At 44.9% G+C, this 15,172-nt stretch carries 14 protein-coding genes; 7 read left to right on the top strand and 7 right to left on the bottom strand.

The genetic code is table 11. The features are described 5' to 3' along the window. Positions 1–80: 80 nt before the first annotated feature. The 4 genes from K7G75_RS04405 to K7G75_RS04390 all read right to left on the bottom strand — a co-directional run bounded on the left by K7G75_RS04405 (position 81) and on the right by K7G75_RS04390 (position 5,124). The gene (locus K7G75_RS04405) at positions 81–2,279 is read right to left on the bottom strand and encodes a xanthine dehydrogenase family protein molybdopterin-binding subunit (RefSeq protein WP_222983008.1); all 2,199 of its coding nucleotides are present in this window, start codon (positions 2,277–2,279) and stop codon (positions 81–83) included. Next, positions 2,276–3,763, bottom strand: a complete 1,488-nt coding sequence (locus K7G75_RS04400; protein WP_222983007.1) for a CRTAC1 family protein — start codon at positions 3,761–3,763, stop codon at positions 2,276–2,278. The genes K7G75_RS04405 and K7G75_RS04400 overlap by 4 nt, the downstream gene beginning before the upstream one ends. Next, complete coding sequence (locus tag K7G75_RS04395; RefSeq protein WP_222983006.1) at positions 3,760–4,224, bottom strand: (2Fe-2S)-binding protein; 465 nt, start codon at positions 4,222–4,224, stop codon at positions 3,760–3,762. The genes K7G75_RS04400 and K7G75_RS04395 overlap by 4 nt, the downstream gene beginning before the upstream one ends. Before the next feature lie 102 nt (positions 4,225–4,326). Next, positions 4,327–5,124 (bottom strand): LytTR family DNA-binding domain-containing protein, encoded by a 798-nt coding sequence (locus K7G75_RS04390; RefSeq protein WP_222983005.1) that lies wholly within the window; start codon positions 5,122–5,124, stop codon positions 4,327–4,329. A 332-nt stretch (positions 5,125–5,456) separates the two neighbouring features. On the opposite strand from K7G75_RS04390, the gene K7G75_RS04385 reads away from it, so the two are divergent. The 4 genes from K7G75_RS04385 to K7G75_RS04370 all read left to right on the top strand — a co-directional run bounded on the left by K7G75_RS04385 (position 5,457) and on the right by K7G75_RS04370 (position 7,937). Continuing rightward, on the top strand, positions 5,457–6,296 hold the full coding sequence (locus tag K7G75_RS04385) for a methylated-DNA--[protein]-cysteine S-methyltransferase (protein ID WP_222983004.1): 840 nt from the start codon (positions 5,457–5,459) through the stop codon (positions 6,294–6,296). Positions 6,297–6,315: 19 nt separating this feature from the next. Beyond that, positions 6,316–7,026 (top strand): 2OG-Fe(II) oxygenase, encoded by a 711-nt coding sequence (locus K7G75_RS04380; protein WP_222983003.1) that lies wholly within the window; start codon positions 6,316–6,318, stop codon positions 7,024–7,026. Continuing rightward, positions 7,010–7,279, top strand: a complete 270-nt coding sequence (locus K7G75_RS04375) for an Ada metal-binding domain-containing protein (RefSeq protein WP_313777810.1) — start codon at positions 7,010–7,012, stop codon at positions 7,277–7,279. The genes K7G75_RS04380 and K7G75_RS04375 overlap by 17 nt, the downstream gene beginning before the upstream one ends. Positions 7,280–7,340: 61 nt before the next feature. Continuing rightward, on the top strand, positions 7,341–7,937 hold the full coding sequence (locus tag K7G75_RS04370) for a GNAT family N-acetyltransferase (protein WP_222983002.1): 597 nt from the start codon (positions 7,341–7,343) through the stop codon (positions 7,935–7,937). Here K7G75_RS04370 and K7G75_RS04365 read toward each other — a convergent pair. Further along, entirely contained in the window at positions 7,928–9,079 is a 1,152-nt protein-coding gene (locus tag K7G75_RS04365) for a glycerate kinase (RefSeq protein ID WP_222983001.1), read from the bottom strand. The genes K7G75_RS04370 and K7G75_RS04365 overlap by 10 nt on opposite strands. Positions 9,080–9,196: 117 nt before the next feature. Here K7G75_RS04365 and K7G75_RS04360 point away from each other — a divergent pair, with 117 nt between their 5' ends. Both K7G75_RS04360 and K7G75_RS04355 read left to right on the top strand, forming a co-directional pair. Then, positions 9,197–9,898 carry an SIMPL domain-containing protein gene (locus tag K7G75_RS04360; RefSeq protein ID WP_222983000.1) on the top strand — a complete coding sequence of 234 codons (702 nt, stop codon included), beginning with the start codon at positions 9,197–9,199 and terminating at the stop codon, positions 9,896–9,898. 37 nt (positions 9,899–9,935) lie between these two features. Next, positions 9,936–10,427 carry a DUF6265 family protein gene (locus K7G75_RS04355; RefSeq protein ID WP_222982999.1) on the top strand — a complete coding sequence of 164 codons (492 nt, stop codon included), beginning with the start codon at positions 9,936–9,938 and terminating at the stop codon, positions 10,425–10,427. Positions 10,428–10,450: 23 nt separating this feature from the next. On the opposite strand, the gene K7G75_RS04350 is transcribed toward K7G75_RS04355, so the two are convergent. Together K7G75_RS04350 and K7G75_RS04345 are read right to left on the bottom strand one after the other, a co-directional pair. Further along, entirely contained in the window at positions 10,451–11,035 is a 585-nt protein-coding gene (locus tag K7G75_RS04350) for a TetR/AcrR family transcriptional regulator (RefSeq protein ID WP_222982998.1), read from the bottom strand. 38 nt (positions 11,036–11,073) lie between these two features. Continuing rightward, positions 11,074–11,823, bottom strand: coding sequence for an SDR family oxidoreductase (locus tag K7G75_RS04345; protein WP_222982997.1), 750 nt, complete (start codon positions 11,821–11,823; stop codon positions 11,074–11,076). A gap of 159 nt (positions 11,824–11,982) precedes the next feature. Between K7G75_RS04345 and K7G75_RS04340 the strand changes: the two genes are divergently transcribed. Next, positions 11,983–15,138 carry a VPS10 domain-containing protein gene (locus K7G75_RS04340; RefSeq protein ID WP_222982996.1) on the top strand — a complete coding sequence of 1,052 codons (3,156 nt, stop codon included), beginning with the start codon at positions 11,983–11,985 and terminating at the stop codon, positions 15,136–15,138. Positions 15,139–15,172: the final 34 nt, after the last annotated feature.

The raw sequence follows: 15,172 nt of genomic DNA, 5'->3' as shown, positions 1-15,172 counted from the left end.
GAAATGAATTTTGTTCAACTAAAATACGATTTAAAATTTGCTTTGTCCCATATTGTATATAGGTGCCTATAGGTGCCCTACTATATATCCAAAAGTTGATTTCCAATGGGAAGTCTTCGTATCCGTACACCGGAAGCGGCATATATGGCATTGGCCAAAGCAGCAGCGGCTGGGGGCAATGGCGGTTCGCCCAGTCCCCTGGGAGGTAAATCGTTCTTGATGAATTCCACATGAATTTCAGGGATTTCCCCAAGTCGCATCCAGCGATAATCATGGAAATTGGATTGTACCGTGGCTCCATCCTCAATGGTTATCTCACCATATAGTGCTGCACACAATCCTTCCAAAATGGCTCCCTCAACCTGTGCCTCCGCTCCCGAAGGGTTAACCACAATGCCACAGTCCACTACGGCATCCACACGAACAATCTTTAGCTGATTATCCGCATTTACTTCCACCGTTACCACCTCGGCCACAAAGGACCCTGCTTGTCTATGCGCTGCAAAGCCCCTGCCCTGCCCTTCGGGCAATGGACTGTTCCAATTGCTGTTTTCCCTCACTTTTTCAATAACAGCTCTTAAGCGACCCGTATCATACTTGAAATCCCCTACTACTGGAACCATTCTTGGGGGACCAAGAAACTCCAAAAAAAAGTCAATGTGATCCTTTTTGTTGTGAATGGCGAGTTCATTCAAAAAACTGTGGGCGGCAAAGGCTGTTGCCGTAGGCCCCACTGCTCGCCATTGGCCCAGAGGTACATCGCTCAGCACATGGCCGTATTCAAATTGCAGATTGGGAACAAACCCGGCTGGAAAATCGTATTCATCAATTTCTGTTCCCGCTGGGTTGCCTTCCCTGCCCAGCGATGTTACCCGGGAAGCATTGGACAAAACCTGTCGCCACCCAATAACCTTTCCGTCTTGATCTAACCAAGCTGAAAGCCGCTGTACGCTGGCGGGACGGTACCAATCATGTTTTATGTCCTCTTCACGGGTCCAAATAAGTTTTACGGGCCTGCCCATCTTTTTTGAAAGTACGGCCGCATCCATGGCATAATCCACATAATAGCGTCTGCCAAAACCACCTCCCATTCTGGGCAGGTGTATTTTGATCTGTTCTGGTTGCAATCCGAAGAGTTTTATCAATCCTTGCTCCAACGCCTCCGGATTTTGGGTGGGCGCCCAAACCTCGCACATTTCGGAACTAAAATCTACGATACAGTTCATAGGTTCCATGGTAACGTGGGCTAAAAAAGGAAGTTCGTAAACATGCTCCACTTGGGAAACTGCCCTCCTTCTTGCCTGATCAATATTGCCATCCTGTCGTTCCACCGAAGTTGTATTCAACTGGTTATGATAATGGGAGAAAATGTCCTGTGTGTTTTCTTTTTTTGATTCGGAATTGTCCCAAACCACCTCAAGTTTTTCCGTTCCTTTGAAAGCTGCCCATGTGGAATTGGCCAAAACTGCCACTCCATTCACAAAATTGGGACTGTTCGGACCAATAAGTCTCCCTCCATAATTGCTATTGTCCAAGGGAATCACATCGATCACTCCAGATATCTTTCGCGTTTGGCTATCATCAAAACTTTGCACCTTGCCCTTGTGCACCGGATTTTTCAACACAGTGGCGTATACCATATCAGGAAGTTTTAAATCAATGGTGTATTGGACACTTCCATTTACAATGTTGTCCAAATCTACCTGCGGACATGGTTTGCCTACAATTTCATAGGTGTCCATGGGTTTGAATTCCACCTCTTCTGGCAGTGCAATTTGGGATGCGGCGGCGACCAAATCCCCAAAAGGGATGCTTTTTTCCGTTTTCTTGTGCACAACAGAACCTTTTCGAGTAATCAATTCGGAAGTGGGAACGTTCATTTTCTGCGAGGCGGCCCCAATCAGTGCATACCTGACCTTTGCGCCAGCGGTCCGCATCAAATCCCAATTTAAAATGACCGCATAGCTCCCCCCTGCCCATTGTTCTTCATATGCTTTGTTGTAATCCCCTTGAACCACTTTTACCTTGTCCCAATCCGCTCCCAACTCTTCCGCCAGGATCATGGGCAGTGCTGTTTTTACCCCTTGTCCTATTTCTGGATTTTTGGCGATAAGGGTCACCCATCCTTCGGTATCAATTTCAATGAGGGGGACAAAACTGAAGTTTTCCACCGGCTCCTTTTTTGGAGCACAGGACTGAAAGTGCAGTCCCACTACCAATGCCCCGCTGGCCGAAGCGGTTAGTTTGATAAAATTTCTTCTTCCCAAAGTATTTTTCATGGTGTTAGTTTTTTGATTTCCTTTCCTTCAATTACCTCATAAAACCGGTTTGCTTCAAGACCGTTAGCCTCTTGATTTATTCCCGAAGGCCATAAAATTTCAACCTTTCGAATTTTTAGGTCCCCTAAGCCAAAATGTATTTCTGGGGCATTTTCACTGCCGTAGCCCGTCTCCCGGGAAAAATATCGTGTTACAATGGACCCATCGGCCAAAATCAACCTCACCCAACTTCCAATTCCGTATGTGTTCGATTCCAACCCCTTCAATCGAAAAACAATCCAATTTTTGCTGGGGTTTTGATTGAAATAACAATCATTGGCTTCAGCTTCAGCTCCCCAATTGCAGACATAGAGATCTAAGTCCCCATCATTATCCAAATCGCCCGATGCGGTTCCGGCGGAGATATGGCCTTCGATTGCAGGCAGGGCATTGTACACACGTTCCATGGAGAAATCCTTCCGTCCCAAAAACATAAAATTTTGAATTTCAGGGTATCCCTCGGTGCCGTTGGCCACATAAAGATCCAGCCAACCATCATTGTTGAAATCACCCCAAGTCTGTCCTTTTGAGGGACGGTGCACATCTTTGGCCACTTCTTTTGTGGACTTAACAAAATGTCCCTCTCCCGAGTTTTCATACAGGGCGTTCTCATCGGAAATGGAAACGTTGGTTATGTAGATATCCAAGTCGTTGTCATAATCAAAATCCACTAGGGAAACGCCGTACGAAGCATTTTCCTCTTCAATATGAACACCTTCCCTTAGCTCTACAAAGCCCCCTTGTTCTGTTCCGAGATAGACATAATTTCTGTGCTTGCGGATTACCCTGCCATTTTCATCTTTAACCACAAAATTGGCCACATACAAGTCCAAAAAACCGTCACCGTTCAAATCTCCCCAAGCACACGAACGTCCATCGCCTTTGTTGTTGATCCAAGGGCCCTCGCTAATCCTTTTAAAGTTTCCGCCTCCATCATTCAGGTATAAATTGTCCGATTCACCGTCCCGATTTACCACGAACACATCCATATCGCCATCAAAATCATAATCACACCAACAGGCCCCCGGAGAATTTGTTTTGTCCGCGGTTAAATCGCCAGCCTCCATCACGGTAAAATTTCCCGTGCCATCATTGCGATATAATAAATTGTGCGTTCCAAACTGGGTCGTGAAAAAAAGGTCTAAATCCCTGTCGCTATCTACATCCACTGTATGCACAGATTCACTCCAAGCTTTTATATTGTTTTCGGAAATGGACTGTGATCGAAACCTATTTCCTTCGTTAAAATAAATCGTGTTCCCCAATAACAGCGTGGAGTCCACCTGATTGGCCACCGTAATATCCAACAGGCCGTCCCCGTCCAGGTCGGCAATGGATACACCTCTTGAACCTTGAGGTGGGCCATCCAAAGGCACCCTTTTAAATTGAAGATCTTGGGCGGTAATTGAGGAAGCAAAAAATAGAAAAAAGATTCCCCGTATCATTGATTCCCAACTTTTACGGCAATTTGCATCGCTTTTCTTATCCTAGAATAGGTGCCGCACCTGCAAATATTACCCGACAAGACATTGTTGACCTCCTCCTCCGTAGGATTGGGATTTTTGGAAAGTAGGTCGAAGGCACTCATTATAAAACCGGGCTGACAGTAACCACATTGGGGTACATCTGCCTCCATCCATGCTTTTTGAATTGGATGGTCACCTTTTTCAGATAGCCCTTCGATGGTAATCACTTCGCTTTGGGCGGCATCGGCGACGGACAAGGTACAGGAACGCACGGATTTTCCATTCACGATGACCGTGCATGACCCACAGAGCCCTTTACCACAGGCATATTTGGTGCCCGTTAAACCTAAAATATCCCGGAGCACCCATAGCAAAGGAGTGTCCGGATCGGCAGATATGGTTTTCTTTTCTTTGTTTACAATTAGCTTGAAGGATGACATGTTCTGATCGATTTTTAGATGAATTTATCCTTAATCTGACCAAAACAAGCGGTAAAAAATAGGCACTGCAGTAAATGAACAGGATTTTGATAGTGAATTGCCCTAGAGGGTCCTTTCCTTGAAAAAATCTAGGAGTTCTTTAGAGCAGCTTCGGCTCACTTTTCGACTGGTGCCATCTTTTAAAACCACTTCCAAGCCTTGGGATAAGTTGCCAGACAGCCCAGACACATAATCTACATTGATGATAGTGGATCTATGGATTTTTTGGAACATTTTCGGAGGAAGTACATCATGAAACGATTTCAGGGGCTTTCGCATTACAAAAATTCCAGAGGTGGTGGACAGTTTTGTATAATAGTTCTCTGCCACCAACCAATAAATCTCTGAAGGCTCGCAAAAATACTTTTTGCCTCCCCGTGTAAGTTCAAACCGTAATGAAGGCCGGGAATCTCGGCTTTCCCTTGCCTTAAGCTTATCCATCAAAAATAACAGCAGCGCTATATCGATCAGTGTCCAAAAAATAAAAAAATAGGAATACACCCCAAACTTTGATCCTGGAAGATCGAGGTATGGACTATAATGGGAGCTAAGCCAAAAAAACCACCCGTAGTGCAGGCAGACCCAGAACAATCCAAAGCCAATTACACGAAGTTTTCCATACTTCAGGGCATGCACTCTTTGTGTTACCATCTCTAGGACCTTGAAGCCAATGACCCAAGGGATCCAAATCGCCAGTTGCCATAGCAATACATGAATCACTGAGACCTGTTCCCGTGTTTCGTATTCCCTCCAATAAATCAACAGCCCTAGGACAACAGCTATTAAAACGGATAAAACGAAAAAGTTTTTGGTCTTCATGCCATGAATCTTAAAAAACACGTTGTCCAAACTCTGTTCCATCCCATTCGGTATCCAGATTTGGTAAACATTTTCAATATAAGTCAATGCAAACAACCCAAGATGTTAAATCTTGTTAATTGATCGGTATGATCAACGTGATTTGGCAACCAATTCAGATTGCATTCAAGATCTTTAAAAAGTACATGCCTATTTATATCCAATCACAATTTTAGAGGTTTTCAGATTGATTAAGGAACGGGGAACCTTTTCCGGTCCTTTTTCCGCCGTATATTGAAACTGTTTTCATGATCAGACGCTCTAAAAGACAGCAAGAAACGGGTTTTAGCTCCTTGGCATACCCTCTACTTTTGGGGAAACAAAAAATGGAAATCATGAGCGAACAAGAAATCATAAACTACAATCGGATAGCGAAGGCCATTGCCCATATCCGAGACAATTTCAAGGAGCAGCCCTCTTTGGATGAAATGGCACGGGAAGTGCACCTAAGCCCGTATCATTTTCAACGCATCTTTAAGGAATGGGCAGGAATAAGTCCGAAAAAATTCCTACAGTACACCAGCGTGCAATACGCCAAAGGAATATTGGAGGAGTCCAACACCACACTTTTTGATGCGGCCATTGAAACAGGTCTTTCAGGAACAAGCAGACTCCATGACCTGTTCATCACCATAGAGGGCATGACCCCTGGAGAGTATAAAAACCAAGGTGAGAACCTCAACATCAACTATAGCTTCGCCCAAAGTCCTTTTGGACTTGTGACCATCGCCGCAACTGAAAAAGGATTGTGCCACGTGGCTTTCACGGATGATGAGGAAAAAGGTCTTTACGAACTGAAAATGCAATTTCCAAAAGCAAAGTACCAGCAAAGGGTAGACCAAACCCAAGTAAATGCACTGATGTTCTTTGCCAACGACTGGGGCCAGATTTCAAAAATCAAACTTCACTTGAAGGGAACCGATTTTCAGTTGAAGGTTTGGGAATCCCTGCTCCGCATACCCAAAGGAAAGCTGGCCACTTATGGGAACATTGCCAAAATGATTGAGAAACCCAAAGCATCAAGGGCAGTGGGCTCCGCCATTGGCAATAATCCCATAGCCTACCTGATCCCATGCCATAGAGTGATAAAATCCTCAGGGAACTTGGGGGATTATCGTTGGGATAGTATCCGAAAAAAAGCCATAATTGGTTGGGAAGCTGCCCAGGTCCAATAATTCATTTCAATAATCACAAATGTCAATAACAAAGAAATTGGAAGCTATTTCTTGGAAAGCTGTCCAAAAAGACCTGTACGAAAATGGCTTTGCAGTGGTGAAAAATGTACTGGACAATGAGCAATGTGAAGCACTCATCGCAAGTTTCAACAAACCAGAGCACTACCGCAAGACCGTGGATATGGAACGCTATCGCTTCGGAAAGGGCCTATACAAGTATTTCAAATATCCTTTGCCATCTGTAATCGCACAGTTAAGGGAATTTGTATACCCAAAATTGGTGCCAGTAGCAAACCAGTGGATGCTGGATTTAAAAAAAGACCCAACCTTTCCTGAAACCTTATCGAAGCTGCAACAAAAATGCAGGGAAAATGGACAGCTTTTGGCCACTCCCTTGATTTTGAAATACCCTAAAGGCGGCCATAATACTCTGCATCAGGATCTGTATGGGGAAGTATATTTTCCCATGCAGATGGTACTGTTCCTAAATGGACGGGGTAAAGACTATGAAGGCGGAGAATTTGTCATGATGCAACAAGTGCCCAGGGCCCAATCCAAGGCAATTGTGCTGCATCCCCCAAAAGGGGCCATGGTCTTGTTCACCACCAACCATAGACCGGTGAGAGGGAAAAATGGCTTCTATAAGGTGAACATGAAACACGGTGTTAGTGAAGTGCATTCCGGAGAACGATACACCTTGGGAATCATTTTTCATGACGCCACCAGCTAGTGTCATGGTGCTTCATTCAGAAATTTCGGCCACCTCTCTTTTCAAAGCACTGAGGGATAATGAAATCAAATGGGCAGGAAACAGAAAGCTCAAGATTTACGGTACTTTGAGGTGCAAATCGGGAAAACGCATGAAAATGGAAAACCGGATGCTTTTCAATTCAGAGGAAGAAGCCATACAACAAGGGTATCGTCCTTGTGGTCATTGTATGCAAAAAGCATACGCCAAATGGAAAAAAGATGCTTTCAAGTAACCATAAAGTATATCTCGATCGCTTTACAATGAACTATATTTGAGCCTTAAAGCGCGCAATTATGGAACCTTGGCTAAAACCTATCATACTGGAAGGCAACCTAGTGAAGCTTCTGCCCCTGGAAACTTCGCATAAAGAGGCATTGTTGACCGCGGCTACCGATGGCAGGTTATGGGAGCTTTGGTATACCTCAGTGCCTTCGGCCAAAACCATAGATTCTTATTTGCAGACAGCCCTGGCCGAGCAAAAAAATGGACACTCGCTGCCTTTTGTGGTCGTCGATAAAAAAACGAATTCCATTGTGGGTTCCACACGCTATATGAACATAGAAGCCCTTCATAAACGTCTAGAAATTGGGCATACCTGGTATGCCAAAAGTGCCCAGCGCACAGGAATCAATACCGAATGTAAATACCTGCTTTTGGAATATGCCTTTGAAACTTTGGGGGCAATCGCTGTAGAGTTCAGGACCCATTTTCACAATCACGCTTCCCGAAATGCCATCCTCCGTTTGGGTGCCAAACAGGATGGGATTCTTAGAAACCATAGAATTGGTCAAAATGGTAATCTAAGGGACACTGTGGTCTTTTCCATTTTGAACAGTGAATGGAAAACAGTAAAGCAAGGGCTAGAATTTAAAATGAACCGCTATTCTTGACCAGGGATCTCCTTACTTTTCTTTACAAGATTGGCAAAATTATAGCCGGCCAATTCCAAATTTTTGTAGGTGTTTGCCTTTGCCTCTTCCAAACTGCCCGGGCCATTCATAATAGAGACGGCATAATCCAATCCCATGTCTTTTATTTCGTCAATGGAAACATCCACAGCCCCACAAAGTGCAGCCACTGGAACGCCTTTTTTCTTTGCCAGCTTCAATACCCCTTGAATGGTCTTTCCTGCGGATGTTTGCCCATCCAGTTTTCCTTCACCTGTGATGATCCAATCCGTGTTGTCCAAGGCGTTGCCAAAACCGGCAATATCCATCACCAAATCCACTCCCGAAGCTAGTTCAGCATTTAAAAAGACCACTGCGCCAGCACCCAAACCACCAGCTGCGCCAGCGCCCGGAATGCGCTGAACATCAACACTAAAGGTCCTTTGCAGTACATTCGCAAAATGCTCCAATCCTTTGTCCAAAAACGCCACTTCCTCCTTGTTGGCCCCTTTTTGTGGTCCATACACATACGCTGCCCCTTGGGGTCCGTGCAGCGGATTGTTGACATCGCAGGCCACCCGTACCTTTACATTCCGCAATGTGCCTGAAACACCCTTCGCATCAATTTCTTGCACCTTGATGAGATTCTTGCCAATGGGGTCCAAAATATTTCCTTCCCCATCCAAAAATCGAAATCCAAGGGCCACCGCCATTCCCATTCCACCATCGTTTGTCGCACTCCCTCCTATTCCCAGCACAATCTTCGCAGCACCTTTTTCAATGGCATCCAGAATCATTTGCCCGGTTCCAAAGGAAGTCGTGTGCATACAGTTCAGTTCATCCTTTTGCAATAGTTTGAAACCTGATGCCTCGGACATTTCCACAAAAGCTGTCTTTTTATCCCCGGAAAGCATATAGGCACTCTCCACGTCCCTAAATAGGGGATCTTTGATCAACATCTTGACCATGCTGCCCTTCAAATAGCTCTCTACGACCTCCAAAGTGCCATCACCACCATCGGCCAATGGCTTTTTTATGATGAGGGCATTGGGGAACACTTTTCTGATCCCATTCGATACCGCCTCGCAAAATTCATTTCCCGTTAAGGAACCTTTATATTTATCAGGAGCAAGAACAAATTTCATTTCACCAATTTAATCAAGAATATCCAGAATGCCGTGTCAAAAAAATACGCTTCCTTAATTGTGGAACAGGTTTTGCTTGTTGATGGGAAGTATTTACCTTTAAATAAAAATCTGACCATGAAAAAAATCATCCTCCCTATTGCAGCCCTTTTGTTTTCCATTTCAGCTTTTACTCAAACCAAGAGCTTTTTGGACATCCCTTATTTAGAGACCTCAGCCCAGGTGGATACCCTGGTGACCCCTGACAAAATTTATTTGAACATCACCATACAGGAAAAGGACTCCAAGGGAAAGAAATCCGTGGAGGAACAGGAAAACAAGATGGCGCTGCGGTTCAAGTCCCTTGGCATAGATCTGGACAAACAGTTGGTCATAAAAGATCTGAGCAGCAACTTTCAAAAATACTTTCTGCGGGGAAAAGAAGTGCTGAAAAGCAAGCAGTACTCGCTATTGGTCTATTCCGGGAAACAGGCCGGCAATGTCTTGGTGGCCCTGGAGCAATTGGACATTGCCAATGCCTATCTGGAAAAGACCGAATATTCCAAAATGGATGAACTGGAATTGGAACTGAAATCAAGGGCCGTAAAAAAAGCCAAGCAAAAAGCGGTGGCATTGACCAAGCCGTTAGGACAGTCGGTAGGCAAGGCCATTCATATTCTGGACACCTCCACGCCCTATTACCCAAGATACAACCAAGCTCCTCGCATGGAAATGAAGGCCATGGCCATGGATGAAGTAGTAGCTGAACCCTTGGACATTGATTTTGAAAAAATAAAAGTGGAGACCAGTGTCAACATTAAGTTCGCTTTGTCCAATTAGCCCGGTTCCATTCGTCATGTAGCTAAAAATAGAACCCATGAGAGCAGTTTTCATATTTTTCATTTTTGGTTTTGGGATCCTTTCGGCCCAAAAAACAATGCAATGGTCAGAAGGACATACATCACCTCCAGCTTCGTTGGATGATGTATCGTGGATTGCGGGACATTGGCAGGGAGAGGCATTCGGCGGCCTGGCAGAAGAGATTTGGAGCCCGCCACTCGGTGGTTCCATGATGTTTGTCTTTAAACTGGTCAACAATGACAAAATATCCTTTTATGAAGTGGGCCATATCCAGGAAATTGACAACAGTTTGATCCTCCAGCTGAAACATTTTCATGGCAATCTACACGGATGGGAAGAAAAAGATGAAACCGTGGATTTCAAATTGATAAAAATTGAAGGAGCAACAGCTTTTTTTGAGGGATTTACCATCGAAAAGATAAATGAAGATGAAATAAACATGCATGTGCTCATCGGGGGAGAGAATAAGGCCGAGGAAGTGACCTTTGCCTACGTTAGAGTGGAGTAAATGAATTTAAATTTCGTTGTGGCTTAGTCATCCAAGACCGAAATCCCCGTTTGCACTAGGTCTTCTAATTTTTTGCGGTTGGTTTCAATTTTGGAAATTACCTGAAACCCATTGTAAAAGGTGAACAGCATTATCGCAATGTCTTTGGGATTTTTTGAAGGACTGATTTCACCATGGTCAATCCCTTTTTGGATATAATCGCTAAAAATGGAAAGTATCCCTTCCATATTCTCACAAAGTATCGATTGAATTGCCGTGTTTCCAGGCACCAATTCTGCAGTTGTATTGACGACAAAACAGCCTTTTCTCTCAACATTTTCTTCGGCTTGATCTATAGCGTAAGAAAATAGTCGTTCAAATCCTGCCTTCACGGTTTCGCCTTCAGCCAACAAGGCTTTCACTTTATCCCCTGATGAATTTCTATATTCCTGAAACGCCCTTCTAAAGAGTTCGTCCTTGCCTCCAAAGGTGTCATATAGACTCGCCCTATTGATTCCGAGACAGGACACTAAATCCTGTATTGAAGTGGCATGGAACCCTTTTTTCCAAAAGAGTTCCATAGCCTTTTTCAACACTTCTTCTTCATCGAATTGTTTGGTGCGCGGCATCGATTCTGGACTATTTGTTCCAAAATTATTGAAAAAAATTATACCTGCGCCATCCCCCCATCCACGGGTATTTCAGCACCTGTAATGTAGCTACTATCCGAGGAAGCCAAAAACAAGGCTGTTGCGGCAATTTCATCTGAGCTTCCAAATCTGCCCAAAGAAACCATGGCTGGAAAGTGGGATGCCATTTGATCAATATTTTCTTGCGGTACATTATGTTTGCCATAGATTGGTGTATCTATAGGTCCAGGTGCAATCGCATTCACGCGGATTCCCTTAGGTCCAAATTCAGAAGCCAAGGTCCTCACCACAGAACGAAGCGCAGCCTTACTTGAAGCATAGGCGGTCATTCCTCCAAAGCCTTTTACATTCACAATCGATGTATTGAAGATAATACTAGCTCCTTCATTTAAATACTCATAGGCAGCTTGTACGGTAAAAATAGGTCCGCGAACATTGATATTATGTACTTCGTCAAAGATTTCCTCGGTTAATGCATCAATGGTCTCCAATCTAAAAATACCGGCATTCAAAAAGAGAACATCTATCTTCCCAAAATGTTCAACCGTTTTTGCGATCAACTGTCTGCTGTCCTCAATACTGGAAGCCTCTGCCTTTATTAGAAGAAAGTCGCCGCTCAATTCACTTTCCAAGGCATCCAATTTCTCTTGACTCCTTCCGGTCAACACAACTTTAGCGCCTTCGGATAAATACTTTTTGGCTGTTTCCAATCCCATTCCACTGGTAGCTCCAGTTACAATGGCTACTTTGTTTTCTAATTTTTTCATGATATAAGTTTTGTTGTTGTTTTTATTTTTGGAACGAACGTTCCGATACAAACATAATAATAATGGAACGATTGTTCCAAATAAATATGGATATTTATCTTTTCATTAACACTTTGGTTCTGGTTTTGTATCTTTCAAGAACTAATTCAATTCAAAAAAATGAAAGTATTCCGCTTAGTACTCACCCTGTTTTTTTTGGTTTCCCTTACCGCTGAGGCCCAAAGAAGAAACAAAAATTCCAAAACCGCTGAGGTCGTTATAAATGACTCCCTTTTTCCAAGACTTAAATGGCGAAACATAGGACCATTCCGCGGGGGAAGAAGCGTGGCAAGTACCGGAGTTCTTGGTCAACCGATGACCTATTACATGGGCACCACCGGGGGCGGTATTTGGAAAACCACCGATGATGGCATCACCTGGAAAAATGTTTCGGACGGACATCTAAAAACAGGCACCGTTGGCGATATTGCAGTCTCAGAAAGCGACCCCAATTTGGTACTTGTCGGAATGGGAGAACACGCCGCCAGAGGGGTCATGACCTCCATGGGCGATGGCGCCTACAAATCCACTGACGCCGGGAAAACATGGAAACATATCGGTTTGGACGAAACACGGCATATTTCAGACGTCATCATCCATCCCAATGATCCGAACATCTTTTTTGTGGCGGCACAGGGAGCCCAATATGGGCCTTCAGAAGAGCGCGGCATTTATCGTTCTACCAATGGCGGGGCCAGCTGGGAAAGGGTTCTTTTTGTGGATGATAACACGGGTGCATCGTCCCTTTCCATGGACATGAACAATCCGTTGATCCTATATGCCGCCCTTTGGCAACATCGACGATATCCCTGGACCATGGAATCTGGAGGGCCTTCATCGGGAATTTATAAATCCACTGATGGTGGAACCACTTGGAAAAAATTGGAAAAAGGCTTGCCCGAGGAGTTTGGGAAGGCCGGAATCTCCGTTTCCCGTGCCAATCCAGAATTGGTCTTTGCGGTAATCGAGGCCGAAGGGGAAAAAGGAGGTGTTTATAAAAGTACCGATGCCGGCAAAACTTGGACACAGGTGAACAAGGATCGCATCAACATTGCACGCTCGTGGTACTATATGGAAATCCTGGCAGATCCCCAAAATGAAAATGTGGTTTATGTGATGAATGCGCCTGTGACGAAATCCATCGACGGAGGCAAAACCTTCGCCCCACTGCCCACACCCCACGGGGACAACCATGATTTATGGATACATCCAAATAATAACAACATCATGATCAACTCCAACGACGGTGGGGCCAATGTCTCCAACAACGGTGGCCAAAGTTGGAGCACACAGCAGAATCAACCGACTTCACAGTTCTATCGCGTGATTACGGACAATCTCGTGCCCTACAATGTCTACGGAGGACAACAGGACAATTCGGCCATTGCCATTGCCAGCAGAACCAATGATGCAGGAATTGATTGGAAGGATTGGTACTCGGTAGCGGGATGCGAAAGTGCCTATTTGGCCTTTGACCCCGACAATCCGGAAGTGGTCTTTGGTGGATGTTATCAAGGGATCATTGAAAAGTGGGTGAAGGCTTCCCGTGAGGCCAAACCCATCAAGGAATACCCCGAACTCGGCCTTGGCAGGGTTCCTGAGGACTTCAAATATCGATACAATTGGAATGCACCCATCATCACTTCTCCGCATGACCGAAATACGATGTACCATGCTGGTAACGTTGTGTTCAAATCGAAGGAAGGGGGCAACACGTGGGAGGTGGTCAGTCCTGACCTTACTAGGAACGAAAAAAACAAACAAGGGCCCGGAGGTGGTCCTTATACCAACGAAGCGGCAGGTGGTGAAAACTACAACACGCTGATGTACTTGGTGGAATCCCCACATGAAGAGGGCGTGCTCTACGCCGGTTCGGATGATGGCTTGGTCCACATCACCAAAAATGGCGGTACCAGTTGGGAAAATATCACCCCTCCCAATCTCCAGGAAGGCATTATCAATAGCATTGAGGTTTCCCCACATGATCCCGCTACTGCCTATATTGTAGTGATGCGGTACAAGTTCATGGATTTAAGGCCGTATATCTTCAAAACTTCTGATTATGGTAATAGCTGGACCAAGATTACCAATGGCATTGACAACAAGCACACCTTTGTGCGGGTGGTGCGGGAAGACAAACTTCAAAAAGGGCTTCTCTACGCAGGTACCGAAACAGGGCTCTATGTTTCCCTGAACGACGGGCAAGTATGGCAACCCCTCCAACTCAATCTACCAGTGGTTCCGATAAACGACCTGATCATACAGGACAACGACCTAGTGGCTGCCACAGCAGGACGTTCTTTTTGGATATTGGACGAGCTTGGCGCCATCCAAAATAGTGTGTCCCCAAAAGACGGTTTAACCATTGTGACTCCCAAGGACACATATCGGATTTTTGGCGGAAGCACAGACAACCCTGTCCCCGGACTGGGCCAAAATCCAAAATCGGGAGTGACATTCGATTACTATTTGCCCAAAAAAGCAGATTCGCTGGAGTTGAAACTGGAAGTGCTATCCAATGGAAAGGTTATTCGAACCATAACCAATCAGAAACCGAAAAAATTCAGCACCTGGCCCGGAGGACCTCCAAAACCAGATGTGCTTCCTGCCAAAAAGGGATATAATCGTTTCACGTGGGATTTTACCAAAGACCCCATGCCGGCAATTGATAAAGTATTCATTTTTGGTGATTATAAAGGGTCCAGGGTAGCACCGGGCACCTATACCCTAAGGCTCTCCTTTAATGGTGAGGCTGCAGAAACCAAAGCGGTGGTGCTGGCAGACCCAAAGGTGGAGGGCAGCCAGGAGGACTATGTGGGGCAGCAAGCCGTTTTGATACAGATTGACGAAGCCTTGTTGGGCATGCACCAAGCCGTCAACCAAATGCGAAACGCCAAATCCCAATTGGAAAAATACAAGGAATTGCTAAGTGGGCAGGAAAACACGGAAGAACTCATCAAAAAAGGCGATGAGCTATTGGAGCGTATCAAGGTTTGGGAAGAAAAATTGATTCAGCCCAAGCAGAAAACTTTTCAGGACGTAATCAACTTTCACAATCAGCTCAACGCCGAGTTTATGTACCTAAAGGGCTTTGTGGATGTGGCCGAGCCCAAGGTGACCCAGGGTGCCAAAGAACGTTTGAACGATCTTTTAAAGGCCTGGAAAGACTACGAAAATGAAAAAAATGCCATTGTGGGCAATGGAATGAAGGCTTATAACGATTTGTACAGATCCTTGGAGATTCCCGCTATCATTTTGACCAACGAGGGGCAATAAGGGAGGGTTTGCCCCTAAAAGGAGTAATAAACGG

Source organism: Flagellimonas meishanensis (assembly GCF_019880545.1).
GTDB lineage: Bacteria > Bacteroidota > Bacteroidia > Flavobacteriales > Flavobacteriaceae > Flagellimonas > Flagellimonas meishanensis.
The sequence above is the reverse complement of the archived record's forward strand: the minus strand, read 5'-3'. Positions and strand labels throughout refer to the sequence as shown.